Annotated in this window: 19 protein-coding genes; 2 read left to right on the top strand and 17 right to left on the bottom strand. The window is 58.4% G+C overall.

All coding sequences use genetic code 11. The features are described 5' to 3' along the window. Nucleotides 1–15: 15 nt before the first annotated feature. The 17 genes from Q8R10_RS18210 to tssA all read right to left on the bottom strand — a co-directional run bounded on the left by Q8R10_RS18210 (nt 16) and on the right by tssA (nt 18291). The gene (locus Q8R10_RS18210) at nt 16–156 is read right to left on the bottom strand and encodes a type VI secretion protein (protein ID WP_305655306.1); all 141 of its coding nucleotides are present in this window, start codon (nt 154–156) and stop codon (nt 16–18) included. Nucleotides 157–202: 46 nt separating this feature from the next. After that, nucleotides 203–1333: a DUF3396 domain-containing protein gene (locus Q8R10_RS18205; RefSeq protein WP_305655304.1), complete on the bottom strand. Its 1131-nt coding sequence runs from the start codon at nt 1331–1333 to the stop codon at nt 203–205. A gap of 13 nt (nt 1334–1346) precedes the next feature. Continuing rightward, nucleotides 1347–2639 (bottom strand): VRR-NUC domain-containing protein, encoded by a 1293-nt coding sequence (locus Q8R10_RS18200; protein ID WP_305655303.1) that lies wholly within the window; start codon nt 2637–2639, stop codon nt 1347–1349. Then, nucleotides 2640–4883 (bottom strand): type VI secretion system tip protein VgrG, encoded by a 2244-nt coding sequence (locus Q8R10_RS18195; RefSeq protein WP_305655302.1) that lies wholly within the window; start codon nt 4881–4883, stop codon nt 2640–2642. Between the two features lie 17 nt (nt 4884–4900). Then, entirely contained in the window at nt 4901–6439 is a 1539-nt protein-coding gene (locus tag Q8R10_RS18190; protein WP_305655301.1) for a sigma-54-dependent Fis family transcriptional regulator, read from the bottom strand. After that, nucleotides 6426–9020, bottom strand: a complete 2595-nt coding sequence (tssH, locus tag Q8R10_RS18185) for a type VI secretion system ATPase TssH (protein WP_305655300.1) — start codon at nt 9018–9020, stop codon at nt 6426–6428. Before tssH ends, Q8R10_RS18190 begins: the two co-directional genes overlap by 14 nt. 11 nt (nt 9021–9031) lie before the next feature. Continuing rightward, complete coding sequence (gene tssG / locus Q8R10_RS18180; RefSeq protein WP_305655299.1) at nt 9032–10039, bottom strand: type VI secretion system baseplate subunit TssG; 1008 nt, start codon at nt 10037–10039, stop codon at nt 9032–9034. Continuing rightward, nucleotides 10003–11796, bottom strand: a complete 1794-nt coding sequence (gene tssF, locus Q8R10_RS18175) for a type VI secretion system baseplate subunit TssF (RefSeq protein ID WP_305655297.1) — start codon at nt 11794–11796, stop codon at nt 10003–10005. The genes tssG and tssF overlap by 37 nt, the downstream gene beginning before the upstream one ends. 147 nt (nt 11797–11943) lie before the next feature. After that, nucleotides 11944–12300: a hypothetical protein gene (locus tag Q8R10_RS18170; protein ID WP_305655295.1), complete on the bottom strand. Its 357-nt coding sequence runs from the start codon at nt 12298–12300 to the stop codon at nt 11944–11946. A 7-nt stretch (nt 12301–12307) separates the two neighbouring features. Beyond that, nucleotides 12308–12679, bottom strand: a complete 372-nt coding sequence (locus tag Q8R10_RS18165; RefSeq protein WP_305655293.1) for a hypothetical protein — start codon at nt 12677–12679, stop codon at nt 12308–12310. Continuing rightward, nucleotides 12676–13044, bottom strand: coding sequence for a hypothetical protein (locus Q8R10_RS18160; protein WP_305655291.1), 369 nt, complete (start codon nt 13042–13044; stop codon nt 12676–12678). The genes Q8R10_RS18165 and Q8R10_RS18160 overlap by 4 nt, the downstream gene beginning before the upstream one ends. Next, nucleotides 13041–13715 carry a hypothetical protein gene (locus Q8R10_RS18155; protein WP_305655289.1) on the bottom strand — a complete coding sequence of 225 codons (675 nt, stop codon included), beginning with the start codon at nt 13713–13715 and terminating at the stop codon, nt 13041–13043. Before Q8R10_RS18155 ends, Q8R10_RS18160 begins: the two co-directional genes overlap by 4 nt. 1 nt (nt 13716) lies before the next feature. Continuing rightward, nucleotides 13717–14241, bottom strand: a complete 525-nt coding sequence (locus Q8R10_RS18150) for a PAAR domain-containing protein (RefSeq protein WP_305655287.1) — start codon at nt 14239–14241, stop codon at nt 13717–13719. A gap of 11 nt (nt 14242–14252) precedes the next feature. After that, nucleotides 14253–14660 carry a type VI secretion system baseplate subunit TssE gene (tssE, locus tag Q8R10_RS18145; RefSeq protein WP_305655285.1) on the bottom strand — a complete coding sequence of 136 codons (408 nt, stop codon included), beginning with the start codon at nt 14658–14660 and terminating at the stop codon, nt 14253–14255. A gap of 6 nt (nt 14661–14666) precedes the next feature. After that, nucleotides 14667–16142, bottom strand: a complete 1476-nt coding sequence (gene tssC, locus Q8R10_RS18140) for a type VI secretion system contractile sheath large subunit (protein ID WP_305655284.1) — start codon at nt 16140–16142, stop codon at nt 14667–14669. 24 nt (nt 16143–16166) lie between these two features. Continuing rightward, the gene (gene tssB, locus Q8R10_RS18135) at nt 16167–16673 is read right to left on the bottom strand and encodes a type VI secretion system contractile sheath small subunit (RefSeq protein ID WP_305655283.1); all 507 of its coding nucleotides are present in this window, start codon (nt 16671–16673) and stop codon (nt 16167–16169) included. A gap of 52 nt (nt 16674–16725) precedes the next feature. Beyond that, a complete protein-coding gene (tssA, locus tag Q8R10_RS18130) occupies nt 16726–18291 on the bottom strand; it encodes a type VI secretion system protein TssA (RefSeq protein ID WP_305655282.1) in 1566 nt (521 codons plus the stop codon). A gap of 520 nt (nt 18292–18811) precedes the next feature. Between tssA and Q8R10_RS18125 the strand changes: the two genes are divergently transcribed. Then, nucleotides 18812–19330 (top strand): Hcp family type VI secretion system effector, encoded by a 519-nt coding sequence (locus Q8R10_RS18125; protein WP_305655280.1) that lies wholly within the window; start codon nt 18812–18814, stop codon nt 19328–19330. An 86-nt stretch (nt 19331–19416) separates the two neighbouring features. Next, nucleotides 19417–20613 (top strand): type VI secretion system tip protein TssI/VgrG (tssI, locus tag Q8R10_RS18120; RefSeq protein ID WP_305655279.1); only part of this gene is annotated, 1197 nt, incomplete at its 3' end.

The raw sequence follows: 20613 nt of genomic DNA, 5'->3' as shown, positions 1-20613 counted from the left end.
TATTGCTCCTTGTTTTTAGTTACCACGGTTAACGGTGGTCGGCTCACCCAACGGCCGGTAATCGGCGTCGCTGTATTTGTAATTGCCGCTGCAAGCGCTGAGGGCCAGGGTTAAGGCTAAGGCGAGCAGGGCGACGGGGTAGTTGCGGTTCAGCATGTACGGAATCTCCAAGGTGAAATATTGAGAAGAAATGGCGGCAGCATCATTGCGAGTCTTCGCCCGCCCAGTACCAGAGCGTGTCGCCCCAGTTTGAGTCGCTGACGCTAGGCATGTTTTCGCCTTGCTTGAAGTGGCGGCGTGAGTTGGCTTGCGCGGGAGTAAACCAGTAACCGGTGTGGGTGCAGGGTTGGCCGGCTTCGATGCGAGCAGGCGTTACTGAAGTGCCTTCATCCTGATCGAAGCGGGCATACCAAAGTGCGGTGGACTCTTGCTCGAAGCAGTCGCCATAGGGCGAGTAGCTGTGTAACTGGTCGGGGTTAGGGATGCGTACCGGCTTGATCACTTTGTTGACCGCGACATAGGCTGCTGGCGGGCCATCTTGCGTGGCCCCTAGTTCCGGGTATTGGCCGGCGCGGATAATTAGCCCATGGTCATAGGCCATGATGGCAATATCGCCACGGCCACTCAGTGCATGTTGTATGGCAGCTTCGCCCCCCAAACGTTCGACATAGGTATTGCCGAGCACGGTGAACCAGTTGACGCCTTTGATGTGTTCGAGCAGTTCGATTGATGAAGCGTGCGGCATGGAGTCCACTTCCAGCCCGGAGAACTGTTGGGCCAGTTGGTATTCGGTGGGCATATAGCTGTGATAGTCATAAGGCAGGATGCTCGACAGGCCGCCGTAGCCATGTTCTGCCTTGACCTGATTACACAGATAGACGAGCCATTCTTGATAGTGCTCGAGGCCATTAGGTTCGCTGAGAATCGACCATGGCAGCACTAACTTGATATATGAACGCTCTTTGTCACCATGAAGCTCAAAGGAGTTAAGGGTTGAAAAGCTGTAATTCTCTGCTTCCTTGGCATTTGGCGCGCTGCTCAGATGCCAGTGGTACTGCTCGTTTGGCGCGCTAGACAAAACCTTGTCGTGGGATTTTTCAAAACTGCCGGAAATCAGCTTTTTGTAGCGCTCGAAATAGTGCCCCTTCAGATGTGAGCCGAATTCCTTACGGAATCGTGTGAAGCACTCCATCACTTTCTGCTTGTTTTCAAGCGTGTAGCCGTGCCGGTAGTAGAGTGTGACAATTAATCCTAACTTGACCACAGGCGTGCCATCCGGCAGTTCAAAGGCCAGATCCGGAGCGCGTTCAGCTAGTTTTTCTAATGCATTCATAAGTAGTTCTCTGTTAACCGGCGGTTACGGCTGCGGTGGCGGCAATACCGCCAAGAATACTGGCCAGTACGGCCCAGGAAACTTGTGCTAAGCGAATCAGCACCAGCAAACCGGCCACCAGGGCGGCAGGAATGGCGACGGCCACCGCCACCTCGGCGATAAGGAAGGCCACCGCTACAGTGGCGACGACGATGCCGGTGTCGATCAATATTTGCACCCAGTCGATCTGCCGTAGCACCGCTAGAGTTAGGTCGGTGTAAAGCTCCACTTGCTGCCAAATGGCGCGCAGTTGCTCATCCGTCCAGCGCAGTACCTGACCGCCGGTTTCGCTGACCCACTCCCAGACTTTTTGCGACTCCTGACGCACCCACTGGCCTTTGGCTCCTAGCCAGTTCGCGGCTTCTTCCAGGTGTTGCTGCACCTCGGTGGACAGTTGACGTATGCCTTGGGCACCTTGCTCCAAGAGACTGTCGATGGCGTCTTGCACTTGCTGCGTCCAGCTTTCCACCCGGGCCGGCTTTGGCATGGGGCGTGGTCCATAGACGGGCACTGGCACGGGGGCTGGCCTGGGCTGGTTGCCTGGTGGCGGCGTCAGTGGCGGCAAGATAGTGGGCCAGTGCAGTGGGTTGCTTTGCCCGGTGGGCTGGTGGGCCTGGTTGTACTGCCGATCGCGTTCGCGGTCGCCATCGTCGCGGCAATCCTGGATTTCTAAAACGCTAAAGTGATCTTTATTCCCTGCGATTTTTATGTAAGCAATCTCCTGACCTTTACCAAAACTATCGCCTGGAAATTTGACCTCCACCACCCGCTCTAGATTAGCTGGATGCATCACGCCTTGATGATCCGCCCCGGCTTGGCCAGGCCATCGCAGAGCTCGGTTTTTTACGATGATTACGTCTGGGCGGCGCAGGAAGCCTTTGGTTAGCTCCGAGGGAAAGGGCATCAGTGTGTGGCGACGATCCGGGTCGGGCGTTGCGCCCTTACGGGTGACCGACGTGCTGAGAAACGGAGCAGGCGGTAGACGCGTCATGTCAAAGCAGACCTCGGCCTTGTAGTCCCAGCGGAAGTCTTGCAGGTATTCATCCACGCGAATCAGGCTGCTCATTACCAACTGTTTGAGTTCCATGCCGCCTGTTGTGCCGTTGGGTAGTTTCTTGACTGACAGGCGCGGGAAGCGCGCCGCGTAGTTGGCCTTTTCCAGCAGGTAGGGCTTATTGGTTGGGTTAGGCAGCGGCGCTCTGGTCTCGGTACCTTCGATACTGGTGCTGGTACAGCCCTGAGGACTTTGCGGTTGAACTGTGGCCATTTATACGCCCTCCGGATTGGCGTTTTTGTAGTCCAGGGTCATGTCTTTGGGGGCAGTTGCGCCGAGCATAAACAGTGGTTGTTGTGGTTCCGGCTGGCGCTGCGGAGTTAGCAGTTCGACCTCGGCGGGTTCTGCGCTATGCACCAAAAGCGTCTTGCCTTCGTGGTCCGAATAGCCGGCTAAACGTGAACCATCGGCCAGTTTGAGGGTGTAGGGAGAGCCTACCAACGGCTCAGAGGATTTCTCATCCAGCAACAGATAACGCGCTTTATGGCTGCGAGGTGCAGGCGCCAACAAATTACCCGCGTGGTCTTTATCCGCCGCACCGGGCAACACCGGTCCGAGTATCTGAATGCCTGAGCCTTTGCCCGCTGCGCCGCCCGAGTTGATTTTGATGGTGGCGCCGCTGAGGGTGACGCCGCCGGCGTCGAGTTTTAGCCAGCTGCCGCCGCCTTTGGCGGTGAGTTCGGCGCCAGCGTCGACTACGACCTTGTTGCCGGCGTAGTAGTGGATTTCGTTACCGGCTTCGACGAACTGGCCAGTGCCGATTTTCAGGTGTTGTTTGTCTGCGACTGTCAGGTGGTCGTTGGCGCGCACTTCCACCTTGCGGTCGAGGTGGGTGGTGCGGTGTTCTTCGGCTTTGAATTGGCTGTAGCTGTTGGCCTCGACCGTGTCGTGGCGCTGATTGCCGACGCGGATCTTTTGGTCGTGCTCGATGTTTTCGTCCCAATCGCGCTGGGCGTGCAGGAATATTTGCTCGGCACCTTTGCGGTCTTCGATGCGCAGTTCGTTATAGCCGCCACCACCGGGGCTGCTGAGGGTTTTGAATACGGATCGGGTTTTGTTGGCCGGCAGGTCGTAGGGCACCACATGCTCTTTGTGGAATAAACAACCTGTTACCAACGGCTGATCGGGGTCGCCTTCGAGAAAGGTCACCAGCACTTCCATGCCGATGCGCGGAATGGCGATGGCGCCGTAGCGATCACCAGCCCAGCTGCTGGCAACCCGCAGCCAGCAGCTGGTGTGTTCGTCGGCTTGGCCGTCACGGTCCCAGTGGAACTGCACCTTGATTCGGCCGTATTGATCGCAATGAATCTCTTCCCCGGCAGGGCCGGTGACCTTGGCGGTTTGACTGCCAAGCACTTTTGGCTTGGGGTGTTTGAGTGCCGGCCGGTAAATCACCGCCCAGGGCGTGGCAGTGAGGCGATTGCGATAGCCTTGGGTGAAGCCGTCGCGAGCGTCGTTGTGGCTGCTGACTGACTCTTCCAATACCTGCGGCTGTTTGCCTTGATGTTCAACCGCGGTCAGCAGCCACAACTGGTTCCAATCGGCGCGCGGGTGAGCGGTCAGTGGCAAAAAATGCCCGGACACCAGCAGTGGCTGATCGCTCTGCGCGTTGGCTTGCTGGTAGTCGGCGCGATGGCGTTCCAGTGCTCGTTGGCTCAGGTGTTTACCGCGGTCACGGGTAACGAAGCTACCGGGGTAGTCGTAGTCTTCCAAGTCTGGTTGACCTGCGCCTTTGGCCGCGCTTTCCAGTAGCAGGCGCGGCTTTTCGAAGTCGTAATCACGGCGGGTTACGCGCGAACTGCGGGTTTCCAAACGCACGGCAAAGCGCTTGATCGCCGGCTGGTCGGCAACCAAGCCGCTGTCTTGCTGGTAGGCCTGCGCCGGCAGTTGCGGGAAGGCGGTTTGGTCATCACCAAACACCAGCCGATGGGCGTTTTGGCTGTGCTGGAAGTGGTAGTGAATGCCTTCTTCTTCACACAAACGCTGAATGAAGTGCAGGTCGCTCTCGTCGTACTGCACGCAGTAGTCGCGCTCGGGGTAAATCGCACTGAGTTGAAATTGATAGGCGTTGGCTTGGATGCCGTGCTCTTCCAACACCTTGGCGATTATTTTTGGCGCGCTCAGCTGCTGGAAAATCCGCTGATTAACCCTATGGGCCAGATAGCTCAGTTGCGGTCGCAGGCTGACGTGGTAGCGGGTCAGGCGCTTGCCCGACTCGCCTTGGGCAACGCGGTAAAGCAGGCCGTGAATGCCCGAGCCGTCTGAACTTAAGGCGAGAAAAGCCGGCTGATGCAGCAAAGCTTCCAGCTCAAGATCCGCGCGCGTACTGACCAGCTCCAGCTCAAACACAAAGGGCTGGCTGATGGCTTCATGGCCGCTGAACTCGAGCACCTGCAGGTCGTGAGCAAGGCCCGCGATATTGAGGCTGAAATGCGGCTGATTGGCCGGCTTAAACATACTCATCTCCTTGAGTCTTAGGCGTTGGCTGGGCTGATGCTCAGCCGCTCCATGCGGTACAGCAGGGTGCGGCGCGGCAAGCCCAACTCGCGCGCGGCCTGGGTTTGATTGCCGCGATTTTTGCGCAGGCAGTCGAGCAGCAGGTTGCGTTCAACTCTATCCATGCGCTCGCGCAGGTTAAGGCTGCTGTCTTCAGCCTCTTGCGCGGGCTGCAGGTTGAAGTGCTCAGGCAGCAATTCGCCGCCTTCACACAGCAGCACCGCCCGCTCGACCAAGCCTTTGAGTTCACGCACATTGCCGGGGAAGGCATAGCTGGCCAAACGCTCCAGACTCGCATCCGCCCAACGACAGGGCGGGCGCTGCAAAAAGTTACAGGCTTGCTCGGCAAAATGCCGGGCCAGACGCAAAATATCGGCATCGCGCTGGCGCAGGGCGGGCAGCTCGATAGGGAAGTGCGACAGGCGATAAAACAGGTCTTCGCGAAAACGCCCTTCTTCGACCAAGGTGCGCAGATGCCGGTGAGTCGCAGCGATGATCCGTACATCGACCTTGTGGGTGGTGGTGCTGCCCAAGGGCCGCACTTCACCTTCTTGCAACACTCGCAGCAACTTGGCCTGTAGGCTCAATGGCATGTCGCCGATCTCGTCGAGAAACAGGGTGCCGCCGTCGGCCGCATCGAACAGGCCTTTACGGTCGCGATCGGCGCCGGTAAAGGCGCCTTTGCGGTAGCCGAACAGCTCGCTTTCCAGCAGGTTCTCGGGCAAGGACGCGCAGTTTTGCACCACGAAACTTTGGCTGCGACGAAAGCCACAGTCATGAATGGCGCGGGCCACCAGTTCTTTGCCGGTGCCGGTTTCGCCGGTCAGCAGGATATTGACCGGGTTATGCAGCACCTTGCTGATCAGCCGGTAAACGCCGCGCATGCTGACGCTGTCGCCAATCAGGCCGTAGCCAGAAGCGCAGGGCGCAATGACCGGGGCATGAGTGGCTGGCACTGCGCTGGCGGCGCTTAACTGCCGCAGCAGTTGCAGTTGATTAAGCGCAAAGTTGCCGAGCTTGCCCAGGGTGCAGGCAAAGCACTCAAACTCACGCACCTGGGCGCTGGCCGTTAGCAGTAAGCCGCACACTTGCGCCTGGGCATTCAGTAACGGCAGGCACAGCAGGCTGCTCCAGGCTTGTGCGGCAGGCGGCAGAAAGGGCGTGGCGTGTTGACTGCCGGTTAAATTGCTCAGGCTCAACACGCGGTTCTGACAGAGGCAATATTGCAGCAACTGCTCGCCGTCATAGTCGCTGGGCAGGCTGGTCATCAGCTTCGGTTGCAGGCAGCCGTGCAGCCATTCCGCGCTTAAGCTCAGGCGGGTATGGGTATCGTCGAGTAAATACACTTGGCTCAGCTCACAACTGGCCAGCGCGGCGGCCGCCTCGGCTAGATCACCAAGCAAGTTGTCGCTCGTCGTTGCACGGGCCAATAACTCGAAGCGCTGCAGCAGCTCTTCGGCATAACGTAGCGGCTGCGATACTTGCTCAAATGGCAAGGGCACCTTAAACGAACTCACAGACCACCGCCCCTTCACCGTCGAGCGTTGCGTGCACACGCTGCAGTGGATCGCCACTGGCCATGGCATCCAGCAGGCGATCAACCACCAGCGGTTGCAAGTGTTGCTCAATCAGATGGTCGATCAGCCTCGCGCCACTGGCACTGTGGGTGCAGCGCTCGGCGAGGTTATTGACCAGCGCCGGGCTGTGGCTGAACTGCAACTGGCGGCGCTGTAAACGCTCGCCAAAATGTTTGAGTTTGAGGCTGACCAACTCATCCAGTACGGCGCCGGTCACCGGGTAGTAAGGCACCACGCGCATGCGCGCCAACAATGCTGGCTTGAAGTGCTGGCTGAGGGCTGGGCGAATCGCCTGTTCGAGGTCGGCAGCGGCGGGGCGTTGGCCGTTTTGGCAGAGCGATTCAATCCGTTCGCTGGCCAGGTTGGAGGTCATCAGGATCAGGCAGTTGCGAAAGTTGATCTCGCGGCCTTCACCATCGTTGGCCACGCCCTTGTCGAAGATTTGATAGAACAGATTGAGCACGTCCGGGTCGGCTTTCTCGACTTCATCGAGGAGGATCACCGAATAGGGTTTTTGCCGCACGGCTTCGGTCAGCATGCCGCCCTCACCGTAACCCACATAGCCGGGGGGCGAACCAATCAAGCGGGAGATGCTGTGTTTTTCCTGAAACTCGGACATGTTGATGCAGGTGAGAAAACGCTCGCCGCCGTACAGCAAGTCGGCCAGGGCCAGCGCCGTTTCGGTTTTGCCGACGCCGCTGGGGCCGACCAGCAAAAACACCCCCACCGGCGCATCGCTGCGGTTCAGGCCCGCGGCGGTGGCGCGCATGGCGCGATCCAGGGCTTCAATGGCTTGCGGCTGGCCGCGCACGCGCAGGCCCAGGTCGGCGGCAAAATTCAGTACCTTGCTGTTGTGCTCGCGGGCCAGTTGGCTCAGCGGCACGCCGGTCCAGTGGCTGATGACCTCGGCGACCAGGCGCGGGCAAACTTCGAAGCTGACCAGCCGTTCCTGGGTTTGGGCGTCAGCCAGTTCTGCTTGCAGCTCGTGCAACTGCGCTTCCAGTTCGCTCAGCGCGTCGTCTGTTTCAGTGCTCTGCTGTGCGGCGAGGCGGGCGCTGGCGCATTGCTTGCGCAGCTCCAGCAGACGCTCGGCCAACTGCCGCTGGCTGCTCCAGCGGGTTTCCAGTTGCTCCAGTTCGGCGCGGGCGGCGCTCAGGCGCAGCTCAAGCTGTGGCAGCGTTTGCCCATCGATCAACAGACCGGCTTCCAGATCGCGCCCCAGGGCTTGGTGTTGCCGTTGTCCCTCGGCGATTTCGTTGCGCAGTTGCTCCAGCGCCTCGGGGGCCGCCGCCAAACTGATGCGCACACGTGCACAGGCGGTGTCGAGGACATCCACGGCTTTGTCCGGTAGCTGCCGACCGGCCAGGTAACGGGCCGACAGTTCGGCGGCGGCGACCACCGCATCGTCACGCAAATAGATGCCGTGGCTCTTTTCGTAGATCGGCGCCAGCCCACGGAGGATGGTGACGGCTTCGCTGACGGTGGGTTCGTGCAGTTGCACCGGTTGAAAACGCCGGGCCAGGGCCGGGTCTTTCTCGAAGTATTTTTTGTACTCGCTCCAGGTGGTGGCGGCGATGGTGCGCAGCTCACCGCGAGCCAGCGCGGGCTTAAGCAGATTGGCCGCGTCTGAGCCGCCGGCCTGGCCACCGGCGCCGATCAGGGTGTGGGCCTCGTCGATAAACAGGATGATGGGTTTTGGCGCGGCCTTTACTTCATCAATCACCCCTTGCAGGCGGCGTTCGAATTCACCTTTAACGCTGGCGCCGGCCTGTAGCAAGCCCATGTCTAGGCACAGCAGCTCGACATCTTTGAGCACCTGCGGCACTTCACCGCTGGCAATGCGCAGGGCCAAGCCTTCGACTATGGCGGTTTTACCGACCCCGGCTTCACCGACCACTATCGGGTTGTTTTTGCGCCGGCGGGCGAGGATGTCGATCATCTGGCGAATCGCAGAATCGCGGCACAGCACCGGGTCGAGCTTGCCGTCGCGGGCCTGCTGGGTGAAGTTATGGGTGAAGCGTTGCAGGTTGGTTTCACCCGCTGCAGCCGAGCTGCCAGGGTTTTGCTGGGGTTGCTGGGCCTTGGCAAAGTCACGCAGGCGCTCGACGTTGAGTTTGCCCAGCAGCGGCAAATAGTGGCTGCCGGCGTAACGCATAGGGTTGCGCAGCAGCGCCAGAATCAGCGCGGCCTGATCGACTTGGTTTTGACCCAGTTCGAGGTTGGCCACCAACAGGGCGTCTTGCAGCCATTGCACCAATTCGGTGGCAAACACCGGATTGCGCGAGGCGCTGTGCTCGCTGCGCGGTTGCAGGGCGCGGGCCAGCTCACCGGCGTCGACATCGGCATCTTGCAGGGCGCGGCTGAGCAAACCCTGCGGGCGCTCTAGCAGGCCGAGCAACAGATCTTCGAGCAATATTTTGCTGCCGCCACGCACCACGCAACGCTCGGCGGCGGTTTCCAGGTCACGCTTGGTGTCGGCGTCCAGCGCTTGCACCAGTTGTTGCAAATCAACGTTAATCATTTCATCAATCCTTAATGAGCTTTGCTGCCAAGAGTGACCACGCCTGCGGCGTTTTCACGGCCGAGCCAGCTGGTCCAGCCAAGACGGCAGAGGTTGTCGGTGCCAATGCGCAGGTCACGAATTTCGTCCTGCCGCAATTCCAGGCGAATGTCATAGGCCAGCGGGTCACGCAGGGTGAAGCGCACCAGCGCGCAGAGCGGTTGGTAGCCGCTGCCGATGGGTAAAAATTCATGAAAACGATCCCAGCTCAGCTGGCGAATATGAATACGAAACTTGCCGCCACGGTCACGCACGGTTTCGCCCAGTACCAGGTCTTCGCCGAGGCGGCTGTTGGCGCGACCGAGTCGATTGCGTTGTTCGGCAAGAATGCCCACCTGACGCTCCAGGCACTGCTCGATAAACAGCTCGGCGTGCTTGAAGTAGTAACGCAGCACCGACTCGATCAATGCCGCCGAGTGGGCGCGCAGGCTGAGCAGGCCTAAATAGGGCAAGAGACGCTTCCAGTTCAGCTCGCCGGCGCTGCGAATCTGCTCGCTGCCCAGGCCGATCAGGGCGAACAGCTGCTGGGAAAAAGGGTCCAGAGCGCCACTTTGAAACCGTGAGTAGTAGCGGTACTTCTGCCAGATCGGCAGCAGCAAACGCTGCAGGCGATTATTGAATAGGTCGAGAAAGTCCCGGGTTGGGTTGCCATCTTCGCTGTCGCCCAGGGCTTGTTCGTCATAAAAGGCCGGCAACGGCGAGCCGCCGCCGAACAAACTGAGCAAGTTGATGCGCAGGCGCGCACGCAGCTCGCCGTGCTCTTCGAAGAACTGCACGCGATCAATATCGCTGCCGGGGAAACCCAGGCTCGGGTTGGCTTGCAGCTCCAGGCGCGCGTACAGCTCTTCCTCATCCAGCTGCGGATGGGCGGCGCGTAAACGCTCCAGCACCAGCTGCACCGCCTGGAACAGGCTGTACTCGCGGATGCCGGCGCTGAGTTTGCTTAGAGCAGGGGTTGTTGTCCCATGCGCGGCGTCCATTGGTACACCTCTCCTTGGGTACTTTGTACGCGCAGCTCGTGGTACGAGTTCAAGCTGGCATACAGGGCGAAAAATTCATTGAGTACCGAGGCGAACAGAAATAAATCGCCTTCGCCGACGTAACCCTCGGGGTTGATCGTCAGTTGCGTGCGTACCCCGCGCACCGGCAAGCCGCGATGCAAACGATCAACATGCTGGTGGCTGATACTTTTCAGACCATTGAGCAGGCGGCGGCTGACTTTCTCGGCGTGCTGGTCGTAGTAGCGCGGCAAGTCGTAGGTCTCCAAAATCACCTTGAGGGCCTCGACGTTGGCCAGTGACAGGTAGTTCAGCGACATATTGCTGATCAGCTTCCACAAGAAGTCGCGGTGCAACGGCGGCGCATAGCTGGCGGTAACGGCACTGATATTGCGAAAGGTCAGAAACTCCGGGGTGTCTTCGCAGGGCATGCAGATATCACCCAGGTGCAATTTGCGCGGTAAATCCTGATTGGTGCAGGTCAGCTCAATCGACAGCGTTTCGTGCTGCTCAAGGTTGCGCAGACCAAAGCTGAGGTAAGTCTCCAGACCATCCCCCAGTAACGAGGGCTGTTGGCGCACGCTGTAGTGCGGGCGGGCGAGGGGCACGTCAAAGCTGCGGTCATGCTCAAACGACTCAAACGGCACATATTCTTCGTAGCCTTTGCCGCCGGGTTTCCAGCCGGTCACCCGGTCGACTGAGAACACCCCGCAGTGCTGCGCGTCGAACTCCGACGGCAGCAGCAGGTACTGATCTTGTTTGCCGTCCAGACGAATCGGGATGGCATCGTGGGCAAACAGGTTGACCACCGGTGTGCAGTACAACCGCACATTCTCCAGCGTCGGGCGGATGCGCTGCACGCCGGCTTTGCGGATATCAAAGCGCAGCTCCAAGCCACGACAGTTCTTCAGTAATTCCTCCGGCTGGCGGGCGAGGGCGTCCAGACCGTTGAGGTCGACGAACAGAAACTTGTCTTGAAAGGCGAAATATTCCTGCAGGTAGCGATAACCGCGAAAGGTATTGAGCGGGTAGGGCACCAGCGCTTCGTCTTCGGCAAAACCCACCGGTTGTACCTGCTCGGCGCCTAAGCGAAAGCTCGCCAGCGGATTGCCATTGGCGTCCTTGACCAGCGCCTGGCCGTCCTCGCCGAGCAGCACCACTTCGATATTGTCGAGGTGACGCAGCATGCTCAGGTACAGCAACTGGCTGATATAACGCTCACCGGACAGGTGCAGGCGTAAGTGTTTTAAGCCGATTTCACCGAGATGACCCTCGGCGCTCATCGCCAATCGCAAGCTCAGCAGCGCACCGTCGCCCTTGACCGAATACTCCAGGCCCTTGAGTGCCAGCGGCAACACCTCGGTGGCGTAGGCGGTGCGAAAACGGCAGGTCACACCCTCGATGGGTTTGGACTCAACCGGCGTATTGCGCGGTACCGGCAACGCCGGGCCGGGCCGCTTGAGTGGGTCGAACTGCAACATGCTGAACGCCGGCAGCGGGCGCATATAGTTCGGCCATAACAGGTGCATCAGCGAGTGGGTCAGCTCCGGCAACTCGTCGTCGAGTTTTTGCCGCAGGCGCCCGGTGAGAAAGGCGAAGCCTTCCAACAGCCGCTCGACATCCGGATCGCGCCCGCTCTGCCCAAGAAACGGCGCCAACGCCGGGCTGCGCTCAGCAAAGCGCTTGCCGAGCTGGCGCAGGGCGGTGAGCTCGCTCTGGTAGTAGTGGTTAAAAGACATTTCAGTTATGCATCCCTGCCGCGGGGTCGTTACATGGCCAATCACTGGCTGCTTGGAATTGTGTGTAGTCGTTGGGTATATGTTGTGGAATCAGCTTCATATCTTTGAAGGCGGATAACGGTGGTGTCCCGTTACACCAATGCGGGGTCATCCATATGCAGTGGCGGGGCTTGTAGCCGGGCGCCTCGATGGACAGCGTGGTGCTACGGCTGGGGCATCCGCCAGTAAGGCGAGCAAGCGAAAGTCCGAGTGAGCGGCAAAAGCAAAACGGCCATGCACATCGCTTGTAGCTTTGTAGGTTCGCGACATATCGCTGTCGATATCCAGCGTTAGCTTCGCACCGGCCACCGGCTTATTGCTTTCGACCGACACCAGATTGCCCTCGATAAGCGGATTGACCGCTACCGAGTGCGGATAGGGCACGCAGGCGTTCAGCGCCAGAGAAATACCAGAGAAGGCGACTACTTTGGCAATGGAGTGGGCCTTGTTTTGAACGCTACTCATCAACGTGTTAGTCCATGTGAATTGGAGTGCCATCCATGCTCTCCAGCCGAAGCGGCTTGCCGCTTTTGATGTACACAACATCGCCACCGTCATAGCCCCAGAAGTCACTGTTCTTGAGTGGGCGGCCCTGATCCGAAACCCAGCCAGTGCTCCAGATATCACCGTTGTCATGACGTATTTCCAAGAAGTATCGCGGTGGTTCGGCGCGGGTGATTTCGAAGAAAACACCGCCATCCTGGGCTCCGCTCCAATAAGCATCGGGGTGGTTATGCAGAGTTGGGGGCGTTTCATCCACAGGCTCAAGCAACGAGTAGGCCGCGACGGCCAGTGCCAGGATTAGCGCCGTCAGGGTGATCGCTATCCATTTGATTGCCTTCATTTGGATGGCCCCACAGGCTTGAGGTGAAGTTGCGAACTGTCTCTCAAGTCGATGGTGTCGCCACCGTAATAGCCTAGAAAGTCCGTGTTCTTGAGTGGGTGGGCAGATAGGTGAGTAACCCATCCGGCTGTCCAGAGTTCACCGCTTTCATATCGGATCTCCACGTAATAGCGCGGAGGTTCGCTTTGAATAATCTCAAAGAAAACACCGCCGTCGGGACCGCCGCTCCACTTCGCGTTGGAGTGATCGCGTAGCGCCGGAGGCGTGTCGACTACAGGTTCAAATTGTAGGAAGGCTGCGATGAGCAGGGCTAAGGCAAGGAGCAACGCTACCAAGACTAGAGCTATCCACTTGAGGGCTTTCAATCGGATATTTCCAGTGTGTCGGTGGCGTAGTCGTAGTCCAGATCGGTCTCGCCAAGCTGGAATTGCTCCATGTAGGCGCTGGGCACCACAACGCGGGTGCGGAATGGACTGTCTAGGCCGACGTGGTCGACGAGGTCGGCAACGAAGGTCATGCAATTGTGGTTGCCCAGGTCGTATTCCTTGCGCTGGGGATTGTTGTTCTCGGCTTCTTTGGTTTTGAGCCAGGCTAGTGCCTTGTCAAATACCGCCCCTCTCAGGACGGCGCCGGAAATGTTCCCTTTCTGGCCATGGTGCGTGCCTATGTACCGAATGGTTTTCTTGAAAGAGTTCTCGGTGATCATGCCGCCCTTGAGTACGATGTCCGGAATCATGCCGGCCCGTGTCTTCCCCTTGGGCGCATACCGACCGTATTCGTAGTACTTCGACAGGCCGGTCTTGCCGTTGATCACCAGTACTCCGGCATGCCCGAGGTAGGGCGCCTTCTGCGAAGGAATCTTGAACTTCCTGCCGAAGAACTCCCCTTCGTAACCGTCGAGGTGGATCTGGTAGTCCGGAAAGACCATAGGAATCACGAAGTCTTGGTCGCCAGCCAGGTAAACCTGCGCTGGCGATTGATCTTGTGCTGGGGTCGTCGTGACACTGCCTGCGGGAACCGTTTGAGCCTGGGGCATTTCATTCTCCTCGCAGCAGCCAGCCCGGCTTCACGGACAGGGCAATGGTTTGCGGCGCGTCCTTTTTCCCCAAGAGGTGGGACAAGCCGTTCGCGTCAGTTGTGCCGTGAACTTCGCTTCCATCCTCCAGAGTCGCAATGTACCGCAGGTTCTTTAGCGGAGTTCCAGTGACCTGATCGAGAAGCTGGACGCGGATATCAAATCCCTTCACAGCCATCGGCGCCGGCGCAGTAAAAGGCGCCGGCGTATGGCTAGTGCCGATAATCACGGTGCCGGAACCGGCAATCACCGAATTGCCATGACTGCTCAGCGTTCCCATGATGGTCGCCGGCTTGCCGTTAATCAGTACCGTGGGTATCACCGCACCGACTAAGGTGCTGCCGCAACCCGTTGGATCACCCATGCGCGCAGCAGCCAAGCCGTCGAACAACACGTTCGGCGAGCCGGCCACTATGGGATTAGTGCCGTGGCCGGGAAGCGGGCAGGCGGTCGGGTCAGTGACGCGGGCAGCGGGTTTACCAGACATAGTGGCGCTCCTTAATGGACCTTGACCTGTCCGCTGCCATCCAGGCGTGCGGAGAAATTAACCTGACGCTTAAACCCTTGGACTTCCAGCAGGCCTTCGATGGCAAAGGCCAGGCTCAGTGGGTCGTGGTCGCGAGGCAAGGTCAGCACCCGTACCTGGCTTAAACGTGGTTCGTACGCTTCGATAAAGCGTTCGATGGCGGTACGCGCTTGTTGCAACGAATCGTGCAGCGACAAGCGCATATCGTTGAGATCGGGCAACCCGTAGTCGGGCAGCGTTTGCACGCTACCCGCACGGGTGCTGAGCATTTTGGCCAGATGGGCAGCCACCGACGCCATCGCGGCGACCTCAAGGCTCCAGCTGGCGCGTTGGCCGGCTTCACCACCGAGGCGTTCAAACAGGCTGCCGTATCCAGACATCAGTGCTTATTCCTTATCGAGCTTGCCAACCAGTGACAGGGTGAAATCGGCGCCCATGTACTTGAAGTGCGGGCGCACGTTGAGGCTGACGCGGTACCAGCCAGGCTCGCCTTCAACATCGCTGACGATCACTTGGGCGGCGCGCAGTGGACGACGGCTGCGAATTTCCGAGCTGGGGTTTTCTTGGTCGGCAACAAATTGACGAATCCACTTGTTCAGCTCTTGCTCAAGGTCGGTACGCTCTTTCCAGGCGCCGATCTGCTCGCGCTGCAGCACTTTCAGGTAATGCGCCAGGCGGTTGACGATGAACAGGTAGGGCAGTTGAGTGCCGAGCTTGTAGTTAAGTTCGGCGGTTTTACCTTCGGCGCTGATACCAAAGAATTTGGGTTTCTGCGCCGAGTTGGCGGAGAAGAACGCCGCGTTGTCGCTGCCCTTGCGCATGGTCAGGGCAATGAAGCCCTCTTCGGCCAGTTCGTATTCACGACGGTCGGAGACCAGCACTTCGGTGGGGATCTTGGTTTCGATCTCACCCATGCTTTCGAAGTGGTGCAACGGCAGGTCTTCTACCGCGCCACCGCTCTGTGGGCCGATGATGTTCGGGCACCAGCGGAACTTGGCGAAGCTGTCGGTGAGTTTGCTGGCGAAGGTGTAGGCGGTGTTGCCCCACAGGTAGTGCTCGTGGCTGTTGGCGACGTTCTCTTTGTAGACGAAGCTTTTCACCGGGTTGTCTTGCGGGTCGTAGGGGTTGCGCAACAAGAAGCGCGGCACGGTCAGCCCCACGTAGCGGGCATCTTCCTGCTCGCGAAAGCTTTGCCATTTGGCAAATTGCGGGCCTTCGAAGTGGTCTTTCAGGTCTTTCAGATCTGGCAAACCGGTGAAGCTTTCCAGACCGAAGAACTTCGGCCCGGCCGCGGCGATAAAAGGTGCGTGGGACATGGTGGCGACGCTGGCCACATATTGCAGGGTCTTGATGTCTGGCGAGCTGGGGTCGAAGAAGTAGTTGGCGATAATAGCGCCGACCGGCTTGCCACCGAACTGGCCGTATTCGGCGGTGTAGATGTGCTTGTAGAGGCCCGACTGCATGATCTCTGGCGAGTCTTCAAAGTCGTCCAGCAGGTCTTGCTTGGAGGCGTTGATGATTTCCAGGGCGATGTTTTCACGGAAGTTGGTGCGATCAACCAGCAACTTCAGGCCACGCCACGAGGACTCCAGTGCTTGGAACTCTGCGTTGTGGAGGATTTCGTCCATTTGCCGGCTGAGCTTGGCATCGATTTCCGCGATCATGCGGTCGACCATGGCTTTTTTGACCGGCTCGTTTTCGTTCTGCGGCTTGAGCAGTTCTTCGATAAACGCCGACACGCCACGCTTGGCAATGTCATAGGCCTCATCATCGGGCGTCAGTTTGGTCTCGGCGATGATGCGGTCAAGAATGCCGTACTCGGCGGTGTTGCTGCTGCTATTGGCTACTGCACTAGTGCTCATAAATTAGCTTCCTTGTTAATTGGGTCAGGAGTCCAGTTGGGCTTGGGCAGCAAGGCCTAACTCGCCGAGCACGCGCTCACGCGAATCATCGTCGGCCAGTACGCTTTCTATTGCTTTGCGAAAGGCCGGGGCGTTGCCCAGCGGGCCTTTCAGGGCGACCAGTGCATCGCGTAACTCCATCAGCTTCTTCAACTCCGGCACTTGCTCAACCAGGTTGGCCGGATTGAAGTCCTTCATCGAGTGGATGCGCAGTTGCACGGCCAACTCATCGCCTTCGGCTTCGTCCTGCAGGCGGTTGGGAACACCGAAGGTCAGGTTGAGTTCTTGCTTGGCCAGTACCTCATCGAAGCTGTTTTTATCGATGCTGATGGGCTTACGGTCTTCGATCTTGCGCTCGTCGGCGCGCTGGGTGAAATCGCCCAGAACCATCAATTTCAATGGCAGCTCGATCTCTTCCTGAGCGCCGCCAGTGGCCGGCTTGAAGGTGACGTTGATGCGTTCCTTGGGTGCTACAGAGCCTTCTTTGGCCATGCTTGTTCTCCATTACGGTTATGGCCCGAGGGCCTCTGGGCGCTCACACGCCCTATTCCAGTACCACCTCAAGGTCGAGGTGGCACAACCTGCGGTAAATCCCTTCCTTGCTTTCGCGCACAGCATGATTTTGCGGCAGCAGTTCGCAGCAACTGTGCAACAAACGCAGCACTTCGAGGGCGAGATCGGGCTCCCAGTCGCCCAGACTCAAGGCCTGCAGCTTATGGTCGAGGGATTCGAGTTGGGTTTTGGCTAATTCGTATTTTTTTGCGGTAAAGCACACGCGCGCTAGCGCCAACTGCCAGTAGAAGCGTTCACGGCCGCCAGAGGCTTTGGCCAGCCCTTGCTTGAGTTGCTGAACTGCGGCTTTCAGACCGTCTTTACGCAGTTTCGGTAAGGTCTCCTGCAGGGCGATTTCCCAGGCGGGTTGGATGCCTTCTTGGTTATCGCTGGCCGCTGCTGGCGCGTTAAGTTGAGTTTGCACGTGCGGTAACACGTGGGCGCTAATCCAGCTGCGGGTCGCTGCGTCGGCAAAGTTGACGCCGTCATGAAAACGCAGCTCTTCCAGCCCATTCATGCGTTGCAGAAACAGCGCCAATTGAATTTCCACTTCGCGCATGGCCTGTTCGGCATCCAGCGCCTGCAGGCATTCCCACGCCAGGTATTGGCCATCGAGCCAAAACGGCGCACGGGCAATGCTGGCTTCTAGATCGACCAGCAAATCGGCGTATTGGCCCTGTTGAAAACGTTCGCGATAGTTACTCAGCTTGTCTGCCGGCAGGCCACGCAGGGCAGTGATTTGTTCGGCGTTACGCTCCGGCAGGCAGTCGATCGGCAGCCAGAGGAGGGTGCGTGCCAGGCGCAGGGCGCGCAGATCGCTGGCCTTTTGTTTAAGCCAGTAAGCGCACAGCGGCCGGGCCTGATCTTGCAGGCTGCGTAAGCTTTTGTGCGCGTCTTTCTCGTGGTCTATGGGCGCGCCTGGGGTCAGCATCTGGCTGGCGGTTTGCTTGACTTGGGCGATCACCGCACCAACGCTACCAGGCTCAGGCTGACCTTGGCTGGCGCGGCTGACTAACTCATCCAAGCGCCGGCACAGTGGCAAAAGCAGCGGCGCCTCGATAGCTAAATGGGTCGACAGGCAGGTATCGAGGCCGCGCAATTCTGTGGCGAGACTGCGGAACAACGGAAGCTGCTCGCCAATCGGCACATGTTCTGCCAGTGCTTGCTCAAGGCGCGGTAATAGCCAGCTGATGGCGGCGGCGCGAGTGCGCGGCTTGCGCGGGTGTAAGTCAACCCAATGGTTCAAGCAGAGGTAGTGCAAGAGGCTTAAGCCTGCCTGCAATCCGGCAAAAGATTCGCGCTGGTAAAGGCCCCAGATCAGCCACGCGGCAACGCGCAAATCTTTGGAATGAAAACTGAGTAACGTTTCACTCCCTTCACGAATTTTTTGCCAATCAATAGCACCGGTTTCGTGCAGGGCAGTGGCTTTACCTAACTCGCTTTCCAGCGCTTCGTATTCAGGCGAATAACGTACGTCAGTACCCGTAAACTCACTTTGATTAATAGGGAGTTTGGCGAGCTGCAAATAATGCGCGGTAAGTTTGCTTGAATAGGTCATTCCATGACTCTGTGCAGTGCTGATAATTAAAGCTTGTCATCTGATATAAATTGGCACATGGCTTTTATTATCTAAGCTGCGCAATATTTTGCGCATACCGATGTGCAATAAGTTGCGCACCATCCTTGTAGGTTGCGCATCCTAGACGCATCAGCCGGCGCGGGCAATGCTGGAAAGTGAGAGCCGTGTCGCAGCTGGGGAATAAGCTGGGAAATGGATCCGGCATTAGTAGCGTATTGCCACTGTGCAATATCTTGCGCAGCGAACAGCTAATCTTTGCGAGTTAAAGTCATTAAGCATGAGGGTTTTCAAGCCCTGCAGGGCATTGCGCAACTTACCAACGAGAGCTGCGCAGGAAGTTGCGCAATAATATGATGCGCAAGTCACAAAAGACTAATTGGTACTATGGTTTTAAATTTTAAACTGTTGGTTTCATTGGCTTTTATAAAGTTGGCACGCTGTTCGCTATACGTCTGACTCCGGATCATATGATCCATCGCAGCAAGCAAGGAGAGCTCTCATGCCAACACCCGCGTATATGACCATCGAAGGCACCAAACAAGGCCTGATCACTGCCGGCACCTTCACCGAAGATTCGGTTGGTAATATTTTCCAGGAAGGTCATGAAGATCAGGTTCTGGTCCAGGCATTCAATCACCAAGTGATCATCCCGCGTGACCCGCAGTCGGGCCAGCCAACCGGTCAGCGCGTACACAAGCCACTGATGATCACCAAGGTGTTCGACAAGGCTTCACCGCTGATTTTCAACTCCCTGACCTCTGGCGAACGCCTGAGCAAGTGCCGGATTGAATGGTTCCGCACCTCGTCGACCGGCACTCAAGAGCACTACTACACCATCGAGTTGGAAGACGCGATCATCGTTGATGTGCAGTCGCGCATGCCCAACTGTCAAGACCCGAGCCTGGCGCACTTCACCCATCTGGAAGATATTTACTTCACCTACCGCAAAATCATCTGGACCCACGAAGTGTCTGGCACTTCTGGCTCCGACGACTGGCGCACGCCGATCTCTGCGTGATCTGGTAGCTATAAGCCTAGTAACATAGCGTCACCAACGGCCAGGTCTCCTGGCCGTTGGCATTTCTGCGCCAAGAGGAACAATGGATGTTCGCGCCTGCCAATCAGACCCATTTCAGCCTCACTATCGAGGGGCTTGAGCACGACCTGCAGGTGCTCGAATTCTCTGGCCATGAGGCCATCAGCCAGCCCTTTGTATTTGATCTGGAGCTGGTCAGCCAGCGCCCCGATCTTGATCTGGAGAGTTTGCTGCATAAGTCGGCCTTTCTCGCCTTAAGCCCGGATGGCACAGGCATTCACGGCCAGCTTTACCGCGTTGCCCAGGGCGAGTCTGGTAAACGCTTGACCCGTTATCACCTCAACCTGCGCCCGCAGCTGAGCTATCTGGCCCATCGCATCAATCAGCGGATTTTTCAGCACCTGAGCGCGCCCAAGATCATCGCCAAGGTGCTGGAAGAGCACGGCATTCAAGCCAACGCGTATAAGTTTCAGCTCGGTGCGGTGTATCCCGAGCGCGACTATTGCGTGCAGTACGACGAGAGTGATCTGCACTTCGTCCAGCGCCTGTGCGAGGAGGAGGGTATTCACTACCACTTCCAACACAGCCACAGCGGTCATGTGCTGGTATTTGGCGATGACCAAACGGTATTTCCCAAACTGCCAACCCAGAGTTATCAGCAAGGCAGCGGCTTGGTCGCCGACGTGCCGGTGCTCAAGCGCTTCGGTGTGCGTGTGGAAACCCGCACCAGCCGCGTGACGCGCCGCGATTTCGACTTTGAAAAACCGCGCCTGCTGCTCGAAAGCGCGGCCAAGGGCGAGGCTCAGCCCGACCTGGAAGACTACGACTACCCCGGCCGTTTCGTCGCCCGTGAGCGCGGCAAGCACCTGAGCCAGCGTGCACTGGAACGCCATCGCGCCGACTTTGAATTGGCCGAAGGCGAGAGCGATCAACCCTTGTTGGTGACCGGGCATTTTCTGCCGCTGAGCACTCACCCGCGTAACGACTGGAACGACCTCTGGCTGCTGACCCGCATCGAACACCAAGGCAAACAGCCGCAAGTGCTGGAAGAGTCAGTCACCAGCCATAGCGACACCAGTGACGGCTTCACTCAGGGCTATCGCAATCGCCTGACCGCCACGCCCTGGGACGTGCCTTTTCGCCCCGCACTGGAGCACCCCAAGCCACGGATTCTCGGCAGCCAAACCGCCAAGGTCACCGGCCCCGCAGGCGAGGAGATTCACTGCGATCAATACGGCCGGGTGAAAGTACAGTTCCACTGGGAC

The sequence above is a fragment of the Pseudomonas sp. genome, assembly GCF_030698175.1.
Classification (GTDB): domain Bacteria; phylum Pseudomonadota; class Gammaproteobacteria; order Pseudomonadales; family Pseudomonadaceae; genus Aquipseudomonas.
This window is presented reverse-complemented; position numbering and strand designations above follow the sequence as displayed.

Excerpts from the sequence above, each read along its gene's own strand:
- Q8R10_RS18165 (WP_305655293.1), bottom strand. The coding sequence starts at position 12,679 with ATGAAGGCAATCAAATGGATAGCGATCACCCTGACGGCGCTAATCCTG.
- Q8R10_RS18210 (WP_305655306.1), bottom strand. The coding sequence starts at position 156 with ATGCTGAACCGCAACTACCCCGTCGCCCTGCTCGCCTTAGCCTTAACC.
- Q8R10_RS18205 (WP_305655304.1), bottom strand. The coding sequence starts at position 1,333 with ATGAATGCATTAGAAAAACTAGCTGAACGCGCTCCGGATCTGGCCTTT.
- Q8R10_RS18195 (WP_305655302.1), bottom strand. The coding sequence starts at position 4,883 with ATGTTTAAGCCGGCCAATCAGCCGCATTTCAGCCTCAATATCGCGGGC.
- tssE (WP_305655285.1), bottom strand. The coding sequence starts at position 14,660 with ATGTCTGGATACGGCAGCCTGTTTGAACGCCTCGGTGGTGAAGCCGGC.
- tssB (WP_305655283.1), bottom strand. The coding sequence starts at position 16,673 with ATGGCCAAAGAAGGCTCTGTAGCACCCAAGGAACGCATCAACGTCACC.
- tssF (WP_305655297.1), bottom strand. The coding sequence starts at position 11,796 with ATGTCTTTTAACCACTACTACCAGAGCGAGCTCACCGCCCTGCGCCAG.
- tssG (WP_305655299.1), bottom strand. The coding sequence starts at position 10,039 with ATGGACGCCGCGCATGGGACAACAACCCCTGCTCTAAGCAAACTCAGC.
- tssC (WP_305655284.1), bottom strand. The coding sequence starts at position 16,142 with ATGAGCACTAGTGCAGTAGCCAATAGCAGCAGCAACACCGCCGAGTAC.
- Q8R10_RS18155 (WP_305655289.1), bottom strand. The coding sequence starts at position 13,715 with ATGCCCCAGGCTCAAACGGTTCCCGCAGGCAGTGTCACGACGACCCCA.
- tssA (WP_305655282.1), bottom strand. The coding sequence starts at position 18,291 with ATGACCTATTCAAGCAAACTTACCGCGCATTATTTGCAGCTCGCCAAA.
- Q8R10_RS18125 (WP_305655280.1), top strand. The coding sequence starts at position 18,812 with ATGCCAACACCCGCGTATATGACCATCGAAGGCACCAAACAAGGCCTG.
- Q8R10_RS18150 (WP_305655287.1), bottom strand. The coding sequence starts at position 14,241 with ATGTCTGGTAAACCCGCTGCCCGCGTCACTGACCCGACCGCCTGCCCG.
- Q8R10_RS18170 (WP_305655295.1), bottom strand. The coding sequence starts at position 12,300 with ATGAGTAGCGTTCAAAACAAGGCCCACTCCATTGCCAAAGTAGTCGCC.
- Q8R10_RS18200 (WP_305655303.1), bottom strand. The coding sequence starts at position 2,639 with ATGGCCACAGTTCAACCGCAAAGTCCTCAGGGCTGTACCAGCACCAGT.
- tssH (WP_305655300.1), bottom strand. The coding sequence starts at position 9,020 with ATGATTAACGTTGATTTGCAACAACTGGTGCAAGCGCTGGACGCCGAC.